The organism is uncultured Acetobacterium sp. (assembly GCF_927416815.1).
GTDB lineage: Bacteria > Bacillota > Clostridia > Eubacteriales > Eubacteriaceae > Acetobacterium.
Genome location: NZ_CAKMJU010000020.1, coordinates 65,426 through 84,503, shown reverse-complemented (window position 1 = coordinate 84,503; position 19,078 = coordinate 65,426). Strand labels below are relative to the sequence as shown.

The 19,078-nt window shown below is 41.6% G+C and carries 36 protein-coding genes and 1 pseudogene; 36 read left to right on the top strand and 1 reads right to left on the bottom strand.

From position 1 onward, the window contains the following. Positions 1-70 (bottom strand): hypothetical protein (locus tag QZ998_RS03510; RefSeq protein WP_296558049.1); only part of this gene is annotated, 70 nt, incomplete at its 3' end. Between QZ998_RS03510 and tuf the strand changes: the two are divergent. The 36 genes and pseudogenes from tuf to QZ998_RS03330 form a co-directional block, all read left to right on the top strand. Beyond that, positions 59-268: pseudogene (gene tuf / locus QZ998_RS03505) on the top strand (elongation factor Tu); the annotation flags it as partial. The gene QZ998_RS03510 and the pseudogene tuf overlap by 12 nt on opposite strands. A 294-nt stretch (positions 269-562) precedes the next feature. After that, positions 563-1,429 carry a DegV family protein gene (locus QZ998_RS03500; protein WP_296558048.1) on the top strand — a complete coding sequence of 289 codons (867 nt, stop codon included), beginning with the start codon at positions 563-565 and terminating at the stop codon, positions 1,427-1,429. 308 nt (positions 1,430-1,737) lie between these two features. Then, positions 1,738-2,046 carry a 30S ribosomal protein S10 gene (gene rpsJ / locus QZ998_RS03495; protein WP_014357213.1) on the top strand — a complete coding sequence of 103 codons (309 nt, stop codon included), beginning with the start codon at positions 1,738-1,740 and terminating at the stop codon, positions 2,044-2,046. 54 nt (positions 2,047-2,100) lie between these two features. Next, complete coding sequence (gene rplC, locus QZ998_RS03490; protein WP_296558046.1) at positions 2,101-2,730, top strand: 50S ribosomal protein L3; 630 nt, start codon at positions 2,101-2,103, stop codon at positions 2,728-2,730. A gap of 29 nt (positions 2,731-2,759) precedes the next feature. Next, a complete protein-coding gene (gene rplD / locus QZ998_RS03485) occupies positions 2,760-3,380 on the top strand; it encodes a 50S ribosomal protein L4 (protein ID WP_296558044.1) in 621 nt (206 codons plus the stop codon). Beyond that, entirely contained in the window at positions 3,380-3,670 is a 291-nt protein-coding gene (gene rplW, locus QZ998_RS03480) for a 50S ribosomal protein L23 (RefSeq protein WP_026393635.1), read from the top strand. Before rplD ends, rplW begins: the two co-directional genes overlap by 1 nt. A 55-nt stretch (positions 3,671-3,725) precedes the next feature. Then, positions 3,726-4,559 carry a 50S ribosomal protein L2 gene (rplB, locus tag QZ998_RS03475; protein ID WP_296558041.1) on the top strand — a complete coding sequence of 278 codons (834 nt, stop codon included), beginning with the start codon at positions 3,726-3,728 and terminating at the stop codon, positions 4,557-4,559. Positions 4,560-4,601: 42 nt separating this feature from the next. Then, on the top strand, positions 4,602-4,880 hold the full coding sequence (gene rpsS / locus QZ998_RS03470; RefSeq protein WP_026393633.1) for a 30S ribosomal protein S19: 279 nt from the start codon (positions 4,602-4,604) through the stop codon (positions 4,878-4,880). 18 nt (positions 4,881-4,898) lie between these two features. Further along, positions 4,899-5,234, top strand: a complete 336-nt coding sequence (rplV, locus tag QZ998_RS03465; RefSeq protein WP_026393632.1) for a 50S ribosomal protein L22 — start codon at positions 4,899-4,901, stop codon at positions 5,232-5,234. Between the two features lie 11 nt (positions 5,235-5,245). Then, a complete protein-coding gene (rpsC, locus tag QZ998_RS03460; RefSeq protein ID WP_070369935.1) occupies positions 5,246-5,971 on the top strand; it encodes a 30S ribosomal protein S3 in 726 nt (241 codons plus the stop codon). An 18-nt stretch (positions 5,972-5,989) separates the two neighbouring features. Continuing rightward, on the top strand, positions 5,990-6,430 hold the full coding sequence (rplP, locus tag QZ998_RS03455) for a 50S ribosomal protein L16 (RefSeq protein WP_026393630.1): 441 nt from the start codon (positions 5,990-5,992) through the stop codon (positions 6,428-6,430). After that, positions 6,427-6,630: a 50S ribosomal protein L29 gene (gene rpmC, locus QZ998_RS03450; RefSeq protein ID WP_296558035.1), complete on the top strand. Its 204-nt coding sequence runs from the start codon at positions 6,427-6,429 to the stop codon at positions 6,628-6,630. Before rplP ends, rpmC begins: the two co-directional genes overlap by 4 nt. 28 nt (positions 6,631-6,658) lie before the next feature. Next, positions 6,659-6,916 (top strand): 30S ribosomal protein S17, encoded by a 258-nt coding sequence (gene rpsQ / locus QZ998_RS03445; protein ID WP_111887950.1) that lies wholly within the window; start codon positions 6,659-6,661, stop codon positions 6,914-6,916. Positions 6,917-6,943: 27 nt separating this feature from the next. Then, positions 6,944-7,312: a 50S ribosomal protein L14 gene (rplN, locus tag QZ998_RS03440; RefSeq protein ID WP_026393627.1), complete on the top strand. Its 369-nt coding sequence runs from the start codon at positions 6,944-6,946 to the stop codon at positions 7,310-7,312. Positions 7,313-7,326: 14 nt separating this feature from the next. Further along, positions 7,327-7,641, top strand: coding sequence for a 50S ribosomal protein L24 (gene rplX / locus QZ998_RS03435; protein WP_296558030.1), 315 nt, complete (start codon positions 7,327-7,329; stop codon positions 7,639-7,641). Between the two features lie 20 nt (positions 7,642-7,661). Then, a complete protein-coding gene (gene rplE, locus QZ998_RS03430) occupies positions 7,662-8,204 on the top strand; it encodes a 50S ribosomal protein L5 (RefSeq protein ID WP_296558027.1) in 543 nt (180 codons plus the stop codon). Between the two features lie 13 nt (positions 8,205-8,217). Further along, positions 8,218-8,403, top strand: coding sequence for a type Z 30S ribosomal protein S14 (locus QZ998_RS03425; protein ID WP_084504860.1), 186 nt, complete (start codon positions 8,218-8,220; stop codon positions 8,401-8,403). Between the two features lie 32 nt (positions 8,404-8,435). Further along, positions 8,436-8,834: a 30S ribosomal protein S8 gene (gene rpsH / locus QZ998_RS03420; RefSeq protein WP_111887947.1), complete on the top strand. Its 399-nt coding sequence runs from the start codon at positions 8,436-8,438 to the stop codon at positions 8,832-8,834. Positions 8,835-8,858: 24 nt separating this feature from the next. Beyond that, positions 8,859-9,395, top strand: coding sequence for a 50S ribosomal protein L6 (gene rplF, locus QZ998_RS03415; RefSeq protein ID WP_296558023.1), 537 nt, complete (start codon positions 8,859-8,861; stop codon positions 9,393-9,395). 40 nt (positions 9,396-9,435) lie between these two features. Next, on the top strand, positions 9,436-9,804 hold the full coding sequence (rplR, locus tag QZ998_RS03410; RefSeq protein ID WP_296558022.1) for a 50S ribosomal protein L18: 369 nt from the start codon (positions 9,436-9,438) through the stop codon (positions 9,802-9,804). Between the two features lie 17 nt (positions 9,805-9,821). After that, on the top strand, positions 9,822-10,328 hold the full coding sequence (gene rpsE, locus QZ998_RS03405; RefSeq protein ID WP_296558021.1) for a 30S ribosomal protein S5: 507 nt from the start codon (positions 9,822-9,824) through the stop codon (positions 10,326-10,328). A gap of 11 nt (positions 10,329-10,339) precedes the next feature. Further along, a complete protein-coding gene (gene rpmD / locus QZ998_RS03400) occupies positions 10,340-10,522 on the top strand; it encodes a 50S ribosomal protein L30 (protein ID WP_070369944.1) in 183 nt (60 codons plus the stop codon). Between the two features lie 11 nt (positions 10,523-10,533). Next, positions 10,534-10,977 carry a 50S ribosomal protein L15 gene (gene rplO / locus QZ998_RS03395; RefSeq protein ID WP_111887942.1) on the top strand — a complete coding sequence of 148 codons (444 nt, stop codon included), beginning with the start codon at positions 10,534-10,536 and terminating at the stop codon, positions 10,975-10,977. Between the two features lies 1 nt (position 10,978). Further along, positions 10,979-12,238: a preprotein translocase subunit SecY gene (gene secY, locus QZ998_RS03390; RefSeq protein ID WP_296558017.1), complete on the top strand. Its 1,260-nt coding sequence runs from the start codon at positions 10,979-10,981 to the stop codon at positions 12,236-12,238. Between the two features lie 22 nt (positions 12,239-12,260). Further along, the gene (locus QZ998_RS03385) at positions 12,261-12,926 is read left to right on the top strand and encodes an adenylate kinase (protein WP_296558015.1); all 666 of its coding nucleotides are present in this window, start codon (positions 12,261-12,263) and stop codon (positions 12,924-12,926) included. Beyond that, the gene (gene map / locus QZ998_RS03380; protein WP_296558014.1) at positions 12,923-13,672 is read left to right on the top strand and encodes a type I methionyl aminopeptidase; all 750 of its coding nucleotides are present in this window, start codon (positions 12,923-12,925) and stop codon (positions 13,670-13,672) included. Before QZ998_RS03385 ends, map begins: the two co-directional genes overlap by 4 nt. A gap of 11 nt (positions 13,673-13,683) precedes the next feature. Beyond that, positions 13,684-13,986: a KOW domain-containing RNA-binding protein gene (locus QZ998_RS03375; protein WP_296558012.1), complete on the top strand. Its 303-nt coding sequence runs from the start codon at positions 13,684-13,686 to the stop codon at positions 13,984-13,986. Positions 13,987-13,989: 3 nt separating this feature from the next. Then, positions 13,990-14,217, top strand: coding sequence for a translation initiation factor IF-1 (gene infA, locus QZ998_RS03370; protein ID WP_070369950.1), 228 nt, complete (start codon positions 13,990-13,992; stop codon positions 14,215-14,217). Between the two features lie 13 nt (positions 14,218-14,230). Continuing rightward, on the top strand, positions 14,231-14,344 hold the full coding sequence (gene rpmJ / locus QZ998_RS03365; protein WP_013382261.1) for a 50S ribosomal protein L36: 114 nt from the start codon (positions 14,231-14,233) through the stop codon (positions 14,342-14,344). 147 nt (positions 14,345-14,491) lie between these two features. Further along, positions 14,492-14,854 carry a 30S ribosomal protein S13 gene (gene rpsM / locus QZ998_RS03360; protein ID WP_026393613.1) on the top strand — a complete coding sequence of 121 codons (363 nt, stop codon included), beginning with the start codon at positions 14,492-14,494 and terminating at the stop codon, positions 14,852-14,854. A gap of 13 nt (positions 14,855-14,867) precedes the next feature. Next, positions 14,868-15,260, top strand: a complete 393-nt coding sequence (gene rpsK, locus QZ998_RS03355) for a 30S ribosomal protein S11 (protein ID WP_026393612.1) — start codon at positions 14,868-14,870, stop codon at positions 15,258-15,260. 16 nt (positions 15,261-15,276) lie between these two features. Continuing rightward, a complete protein-coding gene (gene rpsD / locus QZ998_RS03350) occupies positions 15,277-15,906 on the top strand; it encodes a 30S ribosomal protein S4 (protein WP_296558004.1) in 630 nt (209 codons plus the stop codon). 71 nt (positions 15,907-15,977) lie between these two features. Beyond that, positions 15,978-16,937 (top strand): DNA-directed RNA polymerase subunit alpha, encoded by a 960-nt coding sequence (locus QZ998_RS03345; protein WP_296558002.1) that lies wholly within the window; start codon positions 15,978-15,980, stop codon positions 16,935-16,937. Positions 16,938-16,941: 4 nt separating this feature from the next. Then, positions 16,942-17,283 carry a 50S ribosomal protein L17 gene (rplQ, locus tag QZ998_RS03340; protein WP_026393609.1) on the top strand — a complete coding sequence of 114 codons (342 nt, stop codon included), beginning with the start codon at positions 16,942-16,944 and terminating at the stop codon, positions 17,281-17,283. Positions 17,284-17,385: 102 nt separating this feature from the next. Continuing rightward, a complete protein-coding gene (locus QZ998_RS03335) occupies positions 17,386-18,231 on the top strand; it encodes an energy-coupling factor transporter ATPase (protein ID WP_296557995.1) in 846 nt (281 codons plus the stop codon). Beyond that, the gene (locus QZ998_RS03330) at positions 18,222-19,076 is read left to right on the top strand and encodes an energy-coupling factor transporter ATPase (RefSeq protein WP_296557993.1); all 855 of its coding nucleotides are present in this window, start codon (positions 18,222-18,224) and stop codon (positions 19,074-19,076) included. Before QZ998_RS03335 ends, QZ998_RS03330 begins: the two co-directional genes overlap by 10 nt. Positions 19,077-19,078 lie beyond the last annotated feature (2 nt).

Here is a 19,078-nt window from a genome sequence, read left to right as displayed (position 1 = left end):
GTCGGTATCCGTCGAAGAATGGGGTATGACGTCCGCCTTCTTCTTTGGTTAAGACGTATACCGACCACAGTTCTACTTCAGAACAACCGATGTAACTGGTATCATCAAATTACCAGAAGGCGTAGAAATGGTAATGCCTGGCGATAACGTGCAAATGGAAATCACTTTGATCACCCCAATCGCGATCGAAGAAGGTTTACGTTTCGCGATTCGTGAAGGCGGACGTACCGTTGGTTCTGGTGTCGTAGCCAAAATTTTGGCCGATTGAAGCTGAGTCCGATTTTTGATAAAAAATTGGTAGTGAGCAAAGAGCGTTAGCGGGCGAACGATAACGAAGCAAAGGCAGATTTTGAAAGAAATATCTGAATGAATCTTAAATTTCTGAAAAATCTGTGAAGCGGAGTCCAATTTCTGATAAATATGAACCGTCCTTACGAGGGCGGTTTTTTTACTTCGATATTGTTAAAATTTAAAGATAGTGGTAGAATAAGAGCTTAGAGAATTGCTGATTTTATACAGATAAGTTGAAAATTGCTGGCTGCAATTTAGAAAGAAGTGAGAAATGATTAGACTTTTAGTTGACAGTATGTGCGATTTACCAAAAGACTTTGTGAATCATCCCAGTCTCGATATGGTATCGCTGAATGTTATTATTGAAGGTGTGTCTTATCGGGATAAACGGGAAATTGACCTGGATGGCATGAATAAATTTATGGAGCAGGGAATAGTCCCGACCACCTCTCAGGTAAATCCGGGGGACTTCATGGAATACTTTGAAGATTGCGCAAAAAATAATATAGAGTGCCTTTATCTCGCCTTTACCTCAAAGCTATCAGGGAGCTATGAAACGGGTTGTCTGGTTCTAAAGGATGTGATCGAAAAGTATCCCAATTTTATGTGTCGGATCGTCGACAGTCTTCACAGCGGCGGCAGTATTGGCTTGATTGCGGTAGAGCTGCTAAAGCTGATCGACCAGGGAAAAGACTTGGACTATCTGGCTGAAGCAGCTGTCAAATTCATTCCCCATGCTCATTTTTATTTTAGTATTGAAGATCTAAACTGGCTCTATATGGGCGGGCGGGTATCTAAGGGTACGGCTGTCGTTGGCGGCTTCCTGAAGATTCATCCGATCGTTTCGGTAGAAGACGGCGAGTTGAAAATTATCGGCAAGTCCCGGGGGACAAAAAAAGCCCAAAAAGCGATTATTGATAAGACTGCTGAGAACATTGTTGGTTATCTCGATCAGAACGTTGGTATTGCCTATACCGGGTCGATGAAGCCGGTCGAAGATTATCAGGCAGCACTGCGACTGATGGGAGTTAAGCAGATCGAGCCAGTTCCGATTGGCTGTGTTCTGGCCGCCCACCTTGGTCTTCAGGGAACAGGAATTTACTTTCTGGATACGCCGCCAGCTGAGATATTGGCCTAAGGGAAAATAAAATTGAAAAATATTGTGAAATATGAAAAAACGCTTGCCAAGGGCGTTTTTTTCTTGTATAATGTGAAAGGTTGACACTCTGCGATGAAGTGAGAGGTTGCTGTCGCCTTAGGCAGGTTTTTCTCATGGAGTATGTCACGATCTTTGAATCGGACGACAACTGCTTAGAATCATATTATTTATGCAAAATGAAGGATCATTTTGCTAAAAAAAATAACAATGAAACACCCGGATGGGTTGACGAGTAGTTGGAGTACCTAAATGACGAGTAAAAATTGATAAGGAGGTAAAATTTAGGTATGGCAAAACAAAAGATTAGAATCAGATTAAAAGCATTTGATCACAAATTACTAGATCAATCTGCTGAGCGAATTGTTGAAACAGCAAAGAGAACAGGTGCGAGCGTATCAGGTCCAGTGCCACTGCCAACAGACAAAGAAATCATCACGATTCTTCGGGCAGTACATAAGTATAAGGATTCCAGAGAGCAATTTGAAATGCGCACCCACAAACGGTTAATTGACATTTTAAACCCAACACCAAAAACCGTAGACGCATTAATGCGATTGAACTTACCAGCAGGCGTTGATATAGAAATCAAACTATAGACCCCATTGGTATTATGATTGCACAGCAATCCAATGATATTTTAGGAGGAAATAATGAAAAAAGCAATTATCGGACGAAAAATTGGAATGACCCAGATTTTCACAGAAAACGGAACAGTTATTCCAGTTACCGTGGTTGAAGCAGGACCTTGTGTTGTGCTTCAAAAGAAAACCATCGAAACGGATGGATACGAAGCACTGCAATTGGCTTTTGGTGAAGTTAAAGAACGACGCATGACTAAACCACTAAAAGGCCACTATGACAAAAACAGTGTTGAGTATAAAAAAGTAATCCGGGAATTCAAACTTGATGATTATGCAAGTTATGAAACCGGTCAATTAATTCAGGCTGATGTGTTTGAAGCTGGTGAACGGGTTGATATTTCAGGAACATCAAAGGGTAAGGGTTTCCAGGGGGTTATTAAACGACATAACCAATCCCGAGGACCAATGGCTCATGGTTCCAAATATCACCGTCGACCAGGTTCCATGGGAGCATCTTCTTCGCCTTCAAGAGTATTCAAGGGTAAGAAACTTCCTGGCCAAATGGGAAACAAAAATGTAACTGCAGTTAATTTGGAAGTTGTTAAAGTCGATGCAGAAAACAATGTACTCTTAATCAAGGGTGCGGTACCAGGCATTAGAGGAGCACTTATTACAATTAAAAGCAGTGTTAAAGCATAAAAAAATCAAGCCTGAAAGGAGGAAATCAAATGCCTAAAATTGACGTTTTAGATGTAAAAGGAAATGTTGTTGGTGATGTCGAATTAAGCGAAGGAATCTTCGGAATCGAACCCAACGAACACGTAGTACATGAAGTAGTGGTCGCACTGCTTGCAAATAGACGACAGGGAACACGTTCCGCCTTGACTCGATCAGAAGTCCGTGGCGGTGGTCGTAAACCCTGGAGACAAAAAGGAACAGGCCGGGCTCGTGCCGGTACCATCCGATCTCCATTATGGAAGGGCGGCGGTGTGATCTTTGCACCAAAATCAAGAGATTACAGCAAAAAGGTTAACAAAAAAGTTAAAGCCTTAGCGATGAAATCTGTATTTTCAGCAAAGGCTCAGGAAAATGAACTTCGGATATTAAATCAATTGGTAATGGATGTTCCAAAAACCAAAGAAATGATTGCCGTGCTGAACAATATCAATGCTCAAAAAGCCTTGATTGTACTTCCGGAAAACAACGAAGCAATTATCCGTTCTGCAAACAATATTCCAAAAGTTGCAACCACCACTGTCAACGAATTAAATGTATATGATATGTTAAAATATGACGTGTTGATCATGACTCAGGAAGCATTACAAAAAATTGAGGAGGTATACGCATAATGAAAAATCCTCGCGATATTATTATCAAGCCAATTATTACCGAACGTAGTATGGCTGATGCCGAAGAAAAGAAATTCACCTTTAAAGTGGATAAAAGAGCGAATAAAATTGAAATTAAGAATGCGGTAGAAGTCATATTCGGTGTTCAAGTCGAAAAAGTGAGCACCATGAATATGAAGGGCAAACTAAAAAGAACCGGACGTTTCGTTGGTCGAAGATCAGATTGGAAAAAAGCAATCGTGAAATTAACACCTGGAAGTAAGGGTATCCAATTCTTCGAAGGCGTATAAGCAAACAAACGAGACTACAACCCGAGAAGCATACAAAAAAAGGAGGTAGCGATTAATGGGTATTAGAAAGTATAAACCAACGTCCCCAGGACGTCGAAATATGAGCGTCAATACATTCGAGGAAATCACCAAGCATGAGCCTGAGAAATCCTTGCTGAAGCCACTTAAAAAACATGCTGGTCGTAATGCATATGGCCGCATTACCGTCAGACATCATGGTGGTGGAGCGAAAAGAAAATACAGAATTATTGACTTCAAAAGAAATAAAGATAACATCCCCGGAAAAATTGCCGGGATTGAATATGATCCAAATAGAAGCTCAAATATAGCACTGGTTCACTATGCAGATGGTGAAAAACGTTATATTATTGCACCACTCAAGTTAAAGGTAGGCGATGTTATTTTCTCTGGACCAGAATCAGATATTACCATTGGTAACTGTTTGCCACTGAAAAACATTCCCGTTGGTACAACGGTTCACTGTATTGAACTTAAAAACGGCAAAGGTGCTCAAATGGTTCGTTCCGCCGGAGCCAGCGCTCAGCTGATGGCTAAAGAAGGAAATTACGCAACCCTGCGATTGCCTTCAGGCGAAATGCGACTGGTTCGAATTGAATGTCGCGCAACCATTGGTCAAGTTGGAAACCTCGATCATCAGCATGTCCGAATCGGTAAAGCTGGTCGTAAACGTCATATGGGGATCCGCCCAACTGTCCGTGGTTCGGTAATGAATCCATGTGACCATCCACACGGTGGTGGTGAAGGACGTGCCCCAATCGGACGTTCTGGGCCAGTTACGCCATGGGGTAAACCGGCACTTGGCTATAAGACACGTAAGAAAAACAAACCTTCCGATAAATATATCGTAAGATCACGAAATAAAAAATAAGCACTCAACCATATAAGATACGAACCGAGAGGAGGTTGAATAATGGGTAGATCATTAAAAAAAGGACCTTTTTGTGACGAAAAGTTACTAAAACGCATCGAAGCAATGAACGAAAAAGGTGAAAAGAATGTGCTGAAGACCTGGTCGAGAAGCTCTACACTTTTCCCACAAATGGTAGGACACACCATCGCCGTACATGATGGCAGAAAACATGTTCCAGTTTATGTTACCGAGGATATGGTCGGACACAAACTTGGAGAGTTTGCGCCAACCAGAACCTTTAGAGGTCATGCTGGGGAAAAGAAATCTAAATTAAGATAGCCAGAAGGAGGTATACGAATGGAAGCAAGAGCGACAGCTAAATATGTACGTGTTTCATCCAGAAAGGCTAAATTAGTGGCTGATTTAATTCGAGGCAAAAGTCTTGGAGAAGCATTAAGTATTCTAGCATTAACACCAAATAAGGCAGCTAAAATAATTGACAAAGTTGTAAAATCTGCTTTAGCAAATGCTGAAAATAATTTTAACATGAACCCTGAAAACTTATATATCGATCAGATTTATGCCAATCAGGGTCCAACACTAAAACGATTCAGAGCGGGTGCACAGGGACGAGCAACAATTATCAGAAAACGATCGTCTCATATTACAGCCGTATTAAAAGAAAAAGAGTAAGGAGGGCATAGATGGGTCAAAAAGTCAATCCTCACGGATTAAGAGTTGGCGTTATTAAGGACTGGAATGCAAAATGGTTTGCTAACAACAAAGATTTTGCAGATTGTTTAATTGAAGATTATGATATTCGTAAATATATAAAAGTAAATCAATACCAGGCGGGCATTTCTAAGATTGTCATCGAACGTTTTGGTAATAAGGTAAAGATTCATATTTATACAGCAAAGCCGGGCATGATTATTGGTCGTGGTGGTGCAGGTATTGATGCGTTACGTCTTGAACTTGAAAAAATGACCAAGAAAACTGTCTTTATTAACATTGTTGAAGTAAAAAATGTTGATATGGATGCTCAATTAGTAGCAGAAAACATTGCCGCGCAGCTGGAACGACGAATTTCTTTCCGACGGGCAATGAAACAAACCATGCAGCGAACCATGAGAGCTGGCGCTAAGGGAATTAAAACTGCTGTAGCCGGCCGTTTAAACGGTGCTGAAATGGCACGTAATGAACATTATGCCCAAGGTCAGGTTCCCCTGCAAACCCTCCGAGCTGATATTAGCTATGGCTTTGCCGAAGCGGATACTACCTATGGTAAACTCGGTGTCAAGGTTTGGGTTAATAAAGGCGAGATTTTAACTGGACGCGAAGATATTTTAGCGGTAACAGCTGAAGATGACGCCAAAGCGAAAAAAAGTGCACCGCGCCGAAAAGCTCCTACTAACAGGACAGAAAACTAAGAGAGGAGGCCAACGCATATGTTAATGCCTAAACGTGTAAAACGTAGAAAACAACATAGAGGTCGTATGAAAGGAAAAGCCCTTCGTGGTAACAAGATTACCTACGGAGATTTCGCTATTCAAGCATTGGAGCCAGCATGGATTACTGCTAATCAGATCGAAGCTGCCCGTATTGCTATGACCAGATATATTAAAAGAGGTGGCCAGGTTTGGATTAAAATATTCCCTGATAAACCGGTCACACAAAAACCAGCAGAAACTCGAATGGGTTCCGGTAAAGGGTCTCCAGAGTATTGGGTTGCAGTGGTAAAACCAGGTAGAGTCATGTTTGAGATCGCCGGAATTTCTGAGGAAGTAGCTCGGGAAGCCATGCGTCTTGCTCAACATAAATTGCCGATTAAAACGAAGTTTATCACTCGTAAAGATCAGGAAGCACAAGAAGTGGGTGATGAAGCATGAAACCAAGTGAATTAAGAGAATTAACAACGCTAGAACTTGAAGCAAAATTGGGTGATCTGAAGGAAGAATTATTCAACCTCCGATTTCAACATGCGACAGGCCAGTTGGAAAACCCAATGCGGATTAAAGAAGTTAAGAAGACTTATGCACGGATTAAGACAATTATCCAGGAACGTGTCATGAAGTCGGATGAAGCATAATAAACCAATAGATAAGGAGGTTTAGCTTATGGAAGAAAGAGGTTACAGAAAAACTCGAATCGGTAAAGTGACCAGTGATAAAATGGATAAAACCGTTGTTGTTGCTGTCGAAAGTTTTGTAAAACATCCACTTTACTCAAAACGAGTGAAACACACTGTAAAGTTCAAAGCCCATGACGAACAAAACGAATGTAATATCGGTGATACCGTTAAAATAATGGAAACCAGACCACTCAGCAAAGACAAACGCTGGAGATTAGTAGAAATCGTAGAAAAAGCACTATAAGTCAATGTGCGGAAGGAGGTATTTCGGATGATTCAACAAGAAACGAGACTGAAAGTAGCAGATAATACCGGTGCAAAGGAATTACTGTGCATCCGAGTTCTTGGTGGTTCCGGTCGTCGATATGCAAATATCGGAGACATCATCGTGTGTGCTGTTAAAAGTGCTGCACCCGGTGGCGATGTAAAAAAGGGCGACGTTGTTAAAGCCGTTGTCGTTAGAACAAAAAGCGGAATTAGAAGAGACGATGGCAGTTACATCAAATTTGATCAGAATGCAGCGGTTCTTATAAAAGATGATAAAAACCCAAAAGGTACACGTATTTTTGGACCTGTCGCAAGAGAGTTAAGGGACAAGAAATACATGAAAATCGTATCTTTGGCTCCTGAAGTACTTTAAGGAGGAAATGAAAGATGCATATTAAAAAAGATGACATTGTAATGGTAATTTCCGGTAAGGACAAAGGAAAAAAGGGAAAAGTGATTCAGTCTTATCCTAAAGATGGAAAAGTCCTTGTGGAAAATGTAAATATGGTTACGAAACACCAGAAACCAACACAACAAATGCAACAGGGTGGAATAATAAGACAAGAAGGCGCACTTGAGGCTTCTAATGTATTACTCTACTGCGGCAAATGTGATAAGGGTGTCAGAACCGGACATAAAGTTTTAAATGATGGAAAAAAAGTCAGATTTTGTAAAAAATGTAATGAAACATTTAGTAATTAATTTCGGGAAGGAGGACCAATATGCCCAGATTAAAAGATAAATATCTTACTGAAGTGATTCCAGCGATGATGGAAAAATTTCAATATAAAAATATCATGGAAGTTCCTAAACTAGAAAAAGTTGTACTCAATATGGGTTTAGGAGATTGCAAAGACAACTCTAAAGCTTTAGAAGCCGCAGTGATTGACCTTGGAATTATTGCCGGTCAACGACCAGTAATTACAAAGGCGAAAAAGTCAGTAGCCAACTTTAAAGTCCGAGAAGGCATGAACATTGGCGCGAAAGTAACTTTAAGAAGTGTTCGTATGTACGAATTCACCGATAAGTTATTCAACGTTGCCCTTCCTCGAGTACGTGACTTCAGAGGCTTGTCCAACAAGTCCTTTGACGGACGCGGTAATTATGCTTTTGGTATCAAAGAACAACTCATTTTCCCTGAAATTGATTATGACAAGGTTGAACAGGTTCGAGGCATGGATATCATGTTTGTCACTACGGCAAATACCGATGAAGAAGCTCACGAATTGTTAAGACTGCTTGGCATTCCATTCAGTAGAGCATAAGGAGGACGATACAGTGGCAAAAAAAGCGATGAAAGAAAAACAACAACGCAAGGCAAAGTATTCAACTCAGGCATATACACGTTGCCGAATTTGTGGACGACCACATTCTGTGTTACAGAAATTCGGTATTTGTCGTATATGTTTTAGAGAATTAGCATATAAAGGCGAGATCCCAGGCGTAAGAAAAGCAAGCTGGTAAAAAACACTGGCAAAGAAAAGGAGGTACCGAGTATGGTTATGACTGATCCTATTGCGGATATGTTAACACGCATCAGAAATGCAAATGATGCAGGTCATAAAACTGTTGAGATGCCTGCTTCAAAAGAAAAGAAAGCAATTGCTCAAATTCTTTTAGAAGAAGGTTACATTAATAAAGTTGATTACATTGCCGATGAAAAGCAAGGTGTCATAAAAATTGCACTCAAATACGGAGAAAACAAAAGTCGTGTCGTAGCAGGCATTAAAAGAATCTCCAAACCAGGTTTACGAGTATATGCCGGTAAAGACGATGTGCCAAAGGTACTTAACGGCCTTGGCATTGCCATCGTTTCTACATCAAAAGGCGTAATGACAGATAAAAAAGCAAGAAAAGCCGGCGTTGGCGGCGAAGTGATATGTTACGTTTGGTAACAAATTAAGACAGGAGGTAAATAGATGTCAAGAGTAGGAAAAGCACCCGTTGCAATCCTCCCAGGAGTCGACATAAAAAAAGACGGTCAGACTTTGACTGTCAAAGGTCCATTAGGACAACTCGTTAGAACTTTTCATCCTGATGTCATCATCGATGTTCAAGAGAGCGAAGTCGTTGTCACCCGACCATCTGAAAGTAAGCTGCATAAATCGCTTCATGGTTTAACTCGCGCTTTAATTCAAAACATGGTTACTGGTGTCAGTGCCGGCTTTACAAGAACCTTAGAAATCAGTGGAGTAGGATATAGAGCAGAAAAAAAAGGAAGCAAGCTAGTCATGAATTTAGGGTATTCGCATCCAGTTGAGATGGAAGATCCTGAAGGTGTCGAAGCGGTTCCGGAAACCAATACCAAAGTCGTTATTAAAGGCATTAGCAAAGAAGCCGTGGGTGCTCATGCAGCCAATATTCGAGCGAAACGCCCACCAGAGCCTTACAAGGGTCATGGGGTACGATATTCTGACGAAGTAATTAGACGCAAAGAAGGTAAAACAGGTAAATAACCTGCTAGCCCGTCAAAGATGATGAAGGGAGTAAAACTCGATGATTAAGAAACCCGTTAAAAATAAAATCCGTATCGCCCGTCACTTTCGGGTCCGAAACAAAGTTTCTGGAACTGAAATGAGACCACGCTTAAACGTTTTTAGAAGTAATAAAAATATATATGCGCAAATTATAGATGATACTAAAGGTATCACCTTGGTTTCTGCTTCTTCCAATGACTCTGATCTTAAAGGTCAATTGTCAAAAGGTGGAGATAAAGCAGCAGCTAAAGCCGTAGGTCAGGCCATTGCCAAACGTGCTCTTGAAAAAGGTATTGAAGCAGTAGTATTTGATCGAGGCGGTTATGTATATCATGGTAGAGTAAAAGAATTGGCTGATGGCGCTCGTGAAGCCGGCCTGAAATTCTAAGTAAAGGAGGTCATTTGATGCAAAACAAAAAAATCGATCCAAGTACATTAGATTTGAAGGAAAAAGTCGTTGCCATCAACCGCGTAACTAAGGTTGTTAAAGGTGGTCGTAACTTCAGATTCAGCTGTCTTGTGATTGTTGGAGACGAAAACGGTCATGTTGGCGTCGGTAAAGGAAAAGCAATGGAAATTCCAGATGCAATTCGTAAAGGTATCGACTCGGCAAAAAAATCACTGATCAAAGTGCCAATGGTTGGAACAACCATTCCTCACTTAGTCAATGGTGAATCTGGTGCAGGACATGTATTATTAAAACCGGCTGGAAAAGGTACTGGAGTTATTGCTGGTGGACCTGTCAGGGCGGTACTCGAACTCGCTGGAATCAGAGATATTCGTACTAAATCTTTAGGATCAAACAATGCCCGTAACATGGTTAATGCTACAATGGCAGGCCTTGCAGAACTGACTACGCTTGAAGAAGTAGCAGCCAAACGCGGCAAAAAACCTGAAGAAATTTTAGATTAGGAGGAATCATTATGGCTAAGCAATTAGAAATTACACTCAAGAAAAGTTTGATTGGTCGCAACCCGAAACAACGGGCAACGATCGAAGCTTTAGGCCTAAAAAAAATTGGCCAGACCGTAACGCATAATGATACACCTCAGATTCGTGGCATGATACATCGAACAGATTTCATGCTCGAAGTAAAAGAAGTATAGGAGGTGTCAAAATGAAGTTACATACTTTAAGTCCAGCCCCAGGTTCAAAAAAGGCACCCAAGAGAAAAGGACGCGGTACTGGTTCTGGTCTTGGTAAAACTGCTGGTCGTGGACAGGATGGACAAAAATCACGTTCTGGTGGTGGTGTTCGGCCAGGTTTTGAAGGTGGACAAATGCCCTTGGCACGTCGTTTACCAAAACGTGGTTTCTCAAACGCCCGATTCAAAAAAACTTATGCAATTGTCAACGTGGGAGAGCTGAATGCATTCGATGCAAACACCGTAATTACCCCGGAACTATTGCTGGAATACGGATTCGTCCGAAAATTGAATGATGGACTGAAAATCCTTGGAAACGGAGAAGTTGAAAAGGCATTCACCATCAAAGCACATAAAATCAGCAAATCAGCTGAGGAGAAAATTCTCGCTGGAGGAGGAAAGGTAGAGGTGATCTAAGATGATCTCTACTTTGAAGGATGCTTGGAAAATTCCAGATCTGCGACGAAAGATAATCATTACCCTAGTCCTGCTGTTTGTATATCGTTTGGGATCCTTCATACCGGTTCCATTTATTGATACCGCACAGCTAAGCCAACTCGTCAATGATAGTGGGATTTTTGGTCTGTTTGATATTATATCCGGTGGTAACTTTGGTAATTTCACTATTTTTGCTATGAGCATCACCCCGTATATCAATGCTTCAATTATCATGAACCTTTTGGCATTTGCAATTCCGGCATTGGAAGCGCTTCAAAAAGAAGGTGAAGAAGGACGGAAGAAGCTGGCTCAGTACACCCGTTACCTGACCATCGTGCTGGCACTAATCCAGGCGTTGGGGATGAGCTTATCTTTCGGCGATTTGCTAATAGAAAGAACCACCTTTACCGTGTTTACAGTCGTTTTGTGTATTACCGCAGGAACTGCATTCTTAATGTACCTGGGTGAACAAATTACAGAAAATGGCATCGGTAATGGGATCTCTTTGATTATCTTTGTCAGCATTATTTCCCAGATCCCAGCTGCGATTGCCCAAATGTATCAGTATGTGGCAATTGGCACATTAAATCCGATCACCTTGATTGTCTTTATTGTTTTCATTGTTGTTGTTGTATTTGGCGTCGTGGCAGTTCAAGAGGGTCAACGGCGGATCCCAGTTCAATATGCAAAACGGGTTGTTGGCAGAAAAATGTATGGCGGACAAACCACTCACATTCCGATGCGAGTGAATATGGCAGGGGTTATTCCGGTCATCTTTGCAAGTTCATTGACCTTATTCCCGGCCACCATTGCCAGTTTTTTCCCGACTTCGGCCTTTGCTAATTTTATTTCAACTTATTTAGCCTGGGGATCCTGGCTTACTAATATTATTTATATCACCTTAATTATTGCATTTACCTATTTCTATACAGCTGTAACATTCAATCCGTTTGATATTGCAGAAAATATCAAAAAACAAGGCGGTTATATTCCCGGGATCAGACCGGGGAAACCAACCGTAGAGTACTTGTCGAGAATTATGAACCGATTAACATTATTTGGTGGCGTCTTCTTAGCGATCATTGCTGTTATTCCTATTTTTGTAGGTAATTTTATGGGTGTCAATCTTCAATTCGGCGGAACAAGTTTGCTGATTGTTGTTGGGGTAGCCCTTGAAACGGTTAAGCAGATTGAAGCAGAAATGATGATGAGACACCATCAGGGATTTTTAAAATCTTAAAATGAACTGGAGTTAAGTGAAAATGAAAATTGTATTATTAGGACCTCCGGGAGCAGGCAAAGGGACTCAGGCTAAGCGTATCTGTCAGGCCTATAAGATCCCACATATTTCAACCGGCGATCTCTTTCGAGAAAACATGAGTAAAGATACACCGCTTGGACAAAAGGCAAAAGAGTATATGGCTCAAGGCCTTTTAGTACCAGATGAACTAGTTGTTGATATGGTTGCTGACCGTTTGACCCATGATGATGTACAGACAGCTGGCTATGGCTACTTACTTGATGGATTTCCACGGACTGTTTACCAGGCCGAATCCTTATGTCGAATCAATGCCACGCGCAGTTGCGAGCTCGATTTTGCAATTAACCTGGAGGTACCATTTGACATTTTGATTGAACGTGTTTCAGGAAGGCGAATCTGTCCGACCTGTCATGCAACCTATCATATTAAGTACAGCAAGCCTAAGGTTGAAGGTGTCTGTGATTTAGACGGCACACCATTATACCAGCGCGATGACGACCAGGTTGAGACAGTTAAGAAACGGATTCAAGTATATCAGGATCAGACCGAGCCATTAATTGAATTTTACGAAGACAAACAAAAGATCATCAATATTAATGGATTGCAGCACATGAATGATGTATTTGCAAACATTCAAGAAATCCTTAGTGGAGTTAAGAAAAGATGATAACCATAAAATCCCATAAGGAAATTGATCTAATGCGTCATGCCGGAAAAATTGTGGCAGGCGCACATGCCTTAGTAGCAAAAATGATCAAACCTGGGGTAACGACACAAGAACTCGATCAGGCAGTTGAACAGTACATTCGGGAGGCTGAGGCGATACCTACATTTAAAGGCTATGGCGGATTTCCAAATTCGATCTGCGCTTCAATTAATGAGGTGGTTGTCCACGGTATTCCGCAAAAGAGAAGGTTGCTAGAAGGTGACATCATCAGTGTTGATATCGGCGCAACCTATCAGGGCTACGTTGGCGATGCTGCCGTTACGCATGGAGTCGGCACCATTTCCGATGAAGCCGCACGACTGATCGCAGTTACCCGGGAGTCATTTTATCGCGGTATTGCTTACGCGAAGGATGGCTTTCGGTTGTCAGACATTTCAAATGCTATTCAGACTTATGTCGAGGAGAACGGATTTTCCGTTGTCCGTGATTATGTTGGTCATGGGGTTGGAAAGCAAATGCATGAAGACCCACCGATTCCTAATTATGGCCCAAAAGGACGAGGTCCACGGCTGCGCCAGGGGATGACCCTGGCCATTGAACCAATGGTGAATGCCGGAACCTATGACGTGATGACTCTAAAAGACGGCTGGACGGTGGTAACGACAGATGGTCAGCTCTCTTCACATTATGAGCATACAGTTCTGATTACCGGTACCGGTGAGCCTGAACTTTTGACAGTCATTTAAGTTGGTGCTGGATGAATGAATTTAAAATTGGACAAGTGGTTCGTTCTACAGCTGGCCGTGATAAGGGTCAGTTTATGGTGGTTATTGAGGTGGTGGACGACCATTTCACCATTGTATCGAATGGAAAGCTTCGTAAAGTGAGTAATCCAAAGAAAAAAAAGGTCAAACACTTGGCGAAGACGAATCACATTGCCGCAGATATTCGTGATAAAATATTAAATGGAACAATGATAACTAACGCTGAGTTAAGAAAAATACTCGAATCCTATCACATGCCTGTTGGTATTGGGGATGAGAATCGTGAGGAGGTTTGATCAATGGCCAAAAAAGATGTTATCGAGGTAGAAGGCTCAGTTATTGAGTCATTACCAAACACTATTTTCTTAGTTGAATTGGAAAATGGACATCAGATAACTGCACATATTTCGGGAAAACTTCGCATGAATTACATAAGAATTTTACCGGGAGATAAGGTAGTTGTTGAATTATCCCCATATGATTTGACCCGCGGGCGTATCGTATGGCGTGGAAAAGGGAAATCATAAAGGAGGCATACAAATGAAAGTTAGACCATCAGTAAAACCGATTTGTGAAAAATGCAAAATTATTAAGAGAAATGGTCGTGTTATGGTAATTTGCGAAAATCCAAAACACAAGCAGAAACAAGGTTAAACCGTCGAGTCCAGAAAAAAAGAACATGACCGCGGCAATTTTAGTCATGTTCATAACATAAAAACACCCTGGGTTTTAATCAAGTTACGTCACTAACTTTGATTGGCGCACCAGCATTTAGAAAACAATTTAGGAGGTACACACCCTATGGCAAGAATTGCCGGAGTCGATTTGCCCCGAGATAAGCGGGTAGAAATTGGATTAACTTACATTTATGGTATTGGACATTCAACATCTTTAGAAATCTTAAAAACTTTAAATATCAATCCTGATACCAGAGTTAAAGATCTTACTGAAACAGAAGTGAATGATCTGCGAAATACGATTGATACATACACTGTTGAAGGTGATCTTCGTCGAGAAGTTAACTTAAACATCAAACGATTGATAGAAATTGGATCTTATAGAGGATTACGCCATCGTCGAGGACTTCCTGTTAGAGGGCAAAAGACTAAAACGAATGCCAGAACTCGAAAAGGTCCTAAACGTCTCGTCAGTAAGAAGAAATAAGGAGGGCTAAAGAATGGCAGTTAAAAAAGCACGAAGAAAAGTTAAAAAAGTCAAAAAGAATATTGAACGTGGCCAGGCCCATATTCAATCTTCTTTCAACAATACCATTGTTACCATTACAGATATGTCAGGAAATGCTCTTTCATGGGCAAGTTCTGGTGGATTAGGCTTTAAAGGTTCGCGTAAAAGCACTCCTTTTGCTTCTCAAATGGCAGCAGAAGAAGCAGCAAAAGCAGCCATGGAGCATGGACTTAAAAGCGTTGAAGTTTTAGTCAAAGGCCCTGGTTCTGGACGTGAGGCAGCAATTCGAGCCTTACAGGCGGCTGGATTGGAAATTACCCTGATCCGCGATGTAACGCCTATTCCACATAACGGTTGTCGACCACCTAAGCGACGACGAGTATAACAGGAGGGCGAAAAATATGTCAAGAAATATAGAAGCATCATGCCGACAATGTCGACGCGAAGGTGCAAAATTGTACCTGAAGGGCGAACGTTGTTATTCAAACAATAAATGTGGGTTCGAAAGACGTCCAACACCACCAGGCCAACACGGTAAAAGACGAACAAAATTATCTGAATATGGCCTGCAATTGCGAGAAAAACAAAAAGCAAAACGTATTTACGGGGTACTGGAAAAACAATTCCGTGGATACTTTGAAATTGCTGAAAAGCAAAAAGGAATTACTGGTCATAACCTGTTGATTCATTTAGAATCACGGTTGGACAATGTTGTCTATCGATTGGGTTTGGCAACTTCCCGGAAGGAAGCCCGTCAGCTTGTCGATCATGAACATTTCCTGATCAACGGCAAAAAACTCAATATCCCTTCTTATATCATGAAAGATGGCGATGTGATTGAAGTTCGACCAAAGAGTAAAAAATCTCAAAAATTCAAAGACATTTTAGAAGTGACTGAAAATAGAACCGTGGCACCTTGGTTGTCTAAAGATGTTGAAACACTATCAGGAAAAGTCATTGGCAGACCGGCAGTAGAAGACTTAGATGTCGAAATTGCTGAACATCTTATTGTTGAATTGTATTCTAAATAGGCTACATGTTCGGGAACCAATTAACCCTCATGTTAATGTATGGATTATAAATAAGTAGGAGGGTCTGATAAATGATCGAATTCGAGAAACCAGTCATCGAAATTGTTGATAAAAAAGACGACGATACCTACGGGCGGTTTGTCATTGAACCTTTAGAACGGGGATATGGAACTACCCTTGGTAATAGTCTGAGAAGAATAATGCTGTCATCCCTACCCGGTGTGGCAGTCACATCAGTAAAAATTGAAGGCGTATTGCACGAATTTTCAACCATACCCGGGGTAAAAGAGGATGTTATCGAAATTCTCTTGAATCTTAAAGGTCTGGCGGCAGAAATCTACACCGATGAGCCAAAGGTTATTTACATTGAAGCAACAGAAGAAGGTGAAATCACCGCAGGTGATATCATCGCCGACTCTGACGTGGACATCCTCAACCCGGAGATGCATATTGCTACCTTGTCAAAAGGTTCAACCTTAAACATGGAAATGCGGATCGAAAAGGGTCGTGGTTATGTAGCGGCAGATAAAAATAAATATCCGGGCATGCCAATTGGAACCATTCCAATGGACTCAATCTTTTCTCCAATCATTAAAGTTAATTTCTTAGTGGAGAACACCCGAGTTGGTCAAATTACCGACTTTGATAAATTAACCATTGATATCTGGACAGATGGAACAACAACCCCGGAAGAAGCACTTTCTTTGGCAGCCAAGGTTTTAAGTGAACATCTCAACTTGTTTATTAATTTAACTGAACATGCCACTACTGTGGAAATCATGGTAGAAAAAGAAGAAAGTGAAAAAGAACGGATTCGCGAAATGTCAATTGAAGAGCTGGAACTTTCCGTAAGATCCAGTAATTGTCTACGACGAGCGAATATTGATACAGTTGAAAAACTAACACAACGAAGCGAAGAGGATATGATCAAAGTTCGTAACCTCGGTCGCAAATCTCTTAATGAGATCAAGCACAAGCTAGCAGAGATTGGATTGTCCTTGAGTCAAGAAGAAGAAAAGGCAAAGGAGTAACACTATGGCGGGATATCGAAAACTAGGCCGTCCCTCTGATCAAAGAAGAGCATTATTGCGTAATCTTACCACTGCCCTCTTAGAACACGGTAAAATTGAAACAACCGTAACCAGAGCGAAGGAAGTTAAAAGAATAGCAGATAAAATGGTCACTTTAGGTAAAAGAGGCGACTTACATGCCAGAAGACAGGCAATTTCATATATCACTCAAGAAGCAGTGGTCAAACAATTGTTTGATGAAATAGCACCTAAATATACTGAACGAAACGGTGGCTACACGCGAATATATCGGGTGGGTCCACGTCGTGGCGACGGCGCAGAAATGGCTATAATTGAATTAGTATAATTTAAGATGCAAAAAGGGGATTAAGATGTTGTTTACGCTTAATCCCTTTCTTATATTGCAAATCTTATGATTTAACACCAAAGAAGGTGAAAACGAGTGACGATGGATGTTAAAAACAAAATGATCGACGTGAGAGATGTTTACTTCTCATACCCACATCATAACGAAAATGAGGCAGTTCATGCTTTGAACGGCGTCAGTTTGCACATTGAAAAAGGTGAGTTTGTCGGAATCATCGGACACAATGGTTCCGGGAAATCTACCCTTTCCAAATTACTCAATGCGATCATCTTTCCCAGCCAGGGTGATGTGATTGTCAGTGGGCTTAATACTAAGGATCATCAAAATCTCTGGACGATCCGTCAGACCGCGGGGATGGTTTTCCAGAACCCAGATAATCAACTGGTCGCCACGATCGTTGAAGAGGATGTGGCATTTGGACCGGAAAACCTGGGAGTACCACCCTTGGAAATTAGAGAGCGGGTCGACCGCGCCCTGGCTGTTGTCGAGATGCAAGCCTATGCCCATCAGAAACCGCACCAATTATCAGGGGGACAAAAGCAGCGGATTGCCATTGCCGGCATTCTGGCGATGGAACCGGAGTGTATCATTTTTGATGAACCGACAGCCATGCTTGATCCATCGGGACGCCGCGAGGTTATGGAAACGATCAAGCGGCTAAACCGCGATAAAGCGATGACGGTGATTCATATCACCCATTTTATGGAAGAAATTGTCGATGCGGATCGAGTCATTGTGCTGGACAAGGGTAAGGTTGTGATGGAAGGCGAACCGCGGACGATTTTCAAACAGGTCAAACGTCTTAAAGAGATTGGTCTGGATGTGCCGCAAATGACGGAATTAGCTTATGAGCTGCGCGGTGAAGGACTTAAAATACCGGATGATGTTTTAAGCATTGAGGAGATGGTGAATGCGCTATGTCAGTAGAAATAAAAAATCTTTCACACACGTATTCTGAAGGTTCGCCCTTTGAATTTAGAGCACTAAAGGATATCAGCATCACCATTGAAAATGGCAGTTTTATTGGTATCATCGGTCATACTGGTTCAGGTAAGTCAACCCTGATCCAGCATCTTAACGGTTTATTAACGCCTACTTCTGGCACCGTTCTAGTGGATGGTAAAGATATCTTTGAAACAAAAAAATCAGAACTGATTCAGCTTAGACACCATGTTGGTTTGGTATTTCAGTACCCGGAGCATCAGCTGTTTGAAGAAACGGTTCAGAAAGATGTCGGCTTTGGTCCTAAAAATCAGGGGCTTAGTGAGGATGAGATTGATCAGCGGGTCAGACAATCGATCAAAATGGTTGGTCTGGATTTTGATGCGATCAAAGACAAATCACCATTTGAATTATCCGGTGGACAGATGCGGCGGGTCGCAATTGCCGGTGTTTTGGCGATGGAACCGTCGGTGCTGATCCTCGATGAACCGACCGCCGGGCTTGATCCCCGCGGACGTGAAGAAATACTGGCGCAGATCAAGTCACTACACACCCAGAAACAAATCACTGTTGTGCTGGTCTCTCATAGTATGGAAGATATCGGCAAAATGGTTGATAAGATTCTGGTGATCAACGAAGGTGAGGTGGTCTTTTTCGATACACCTAATCGTGTTTTTACGGAGATCTCCACCCTCGAGAGCATTGGTCTGGCAGTACCACAGGTAACCTATCTGATGCGACGCCTGAAAGAAAAGTATCCAGAAATCAGAGAAGATATCTTTACGGTGGAAGCCGCCAAGAAAGAAATTCTCAAAGTCATAAGAGGATAGTA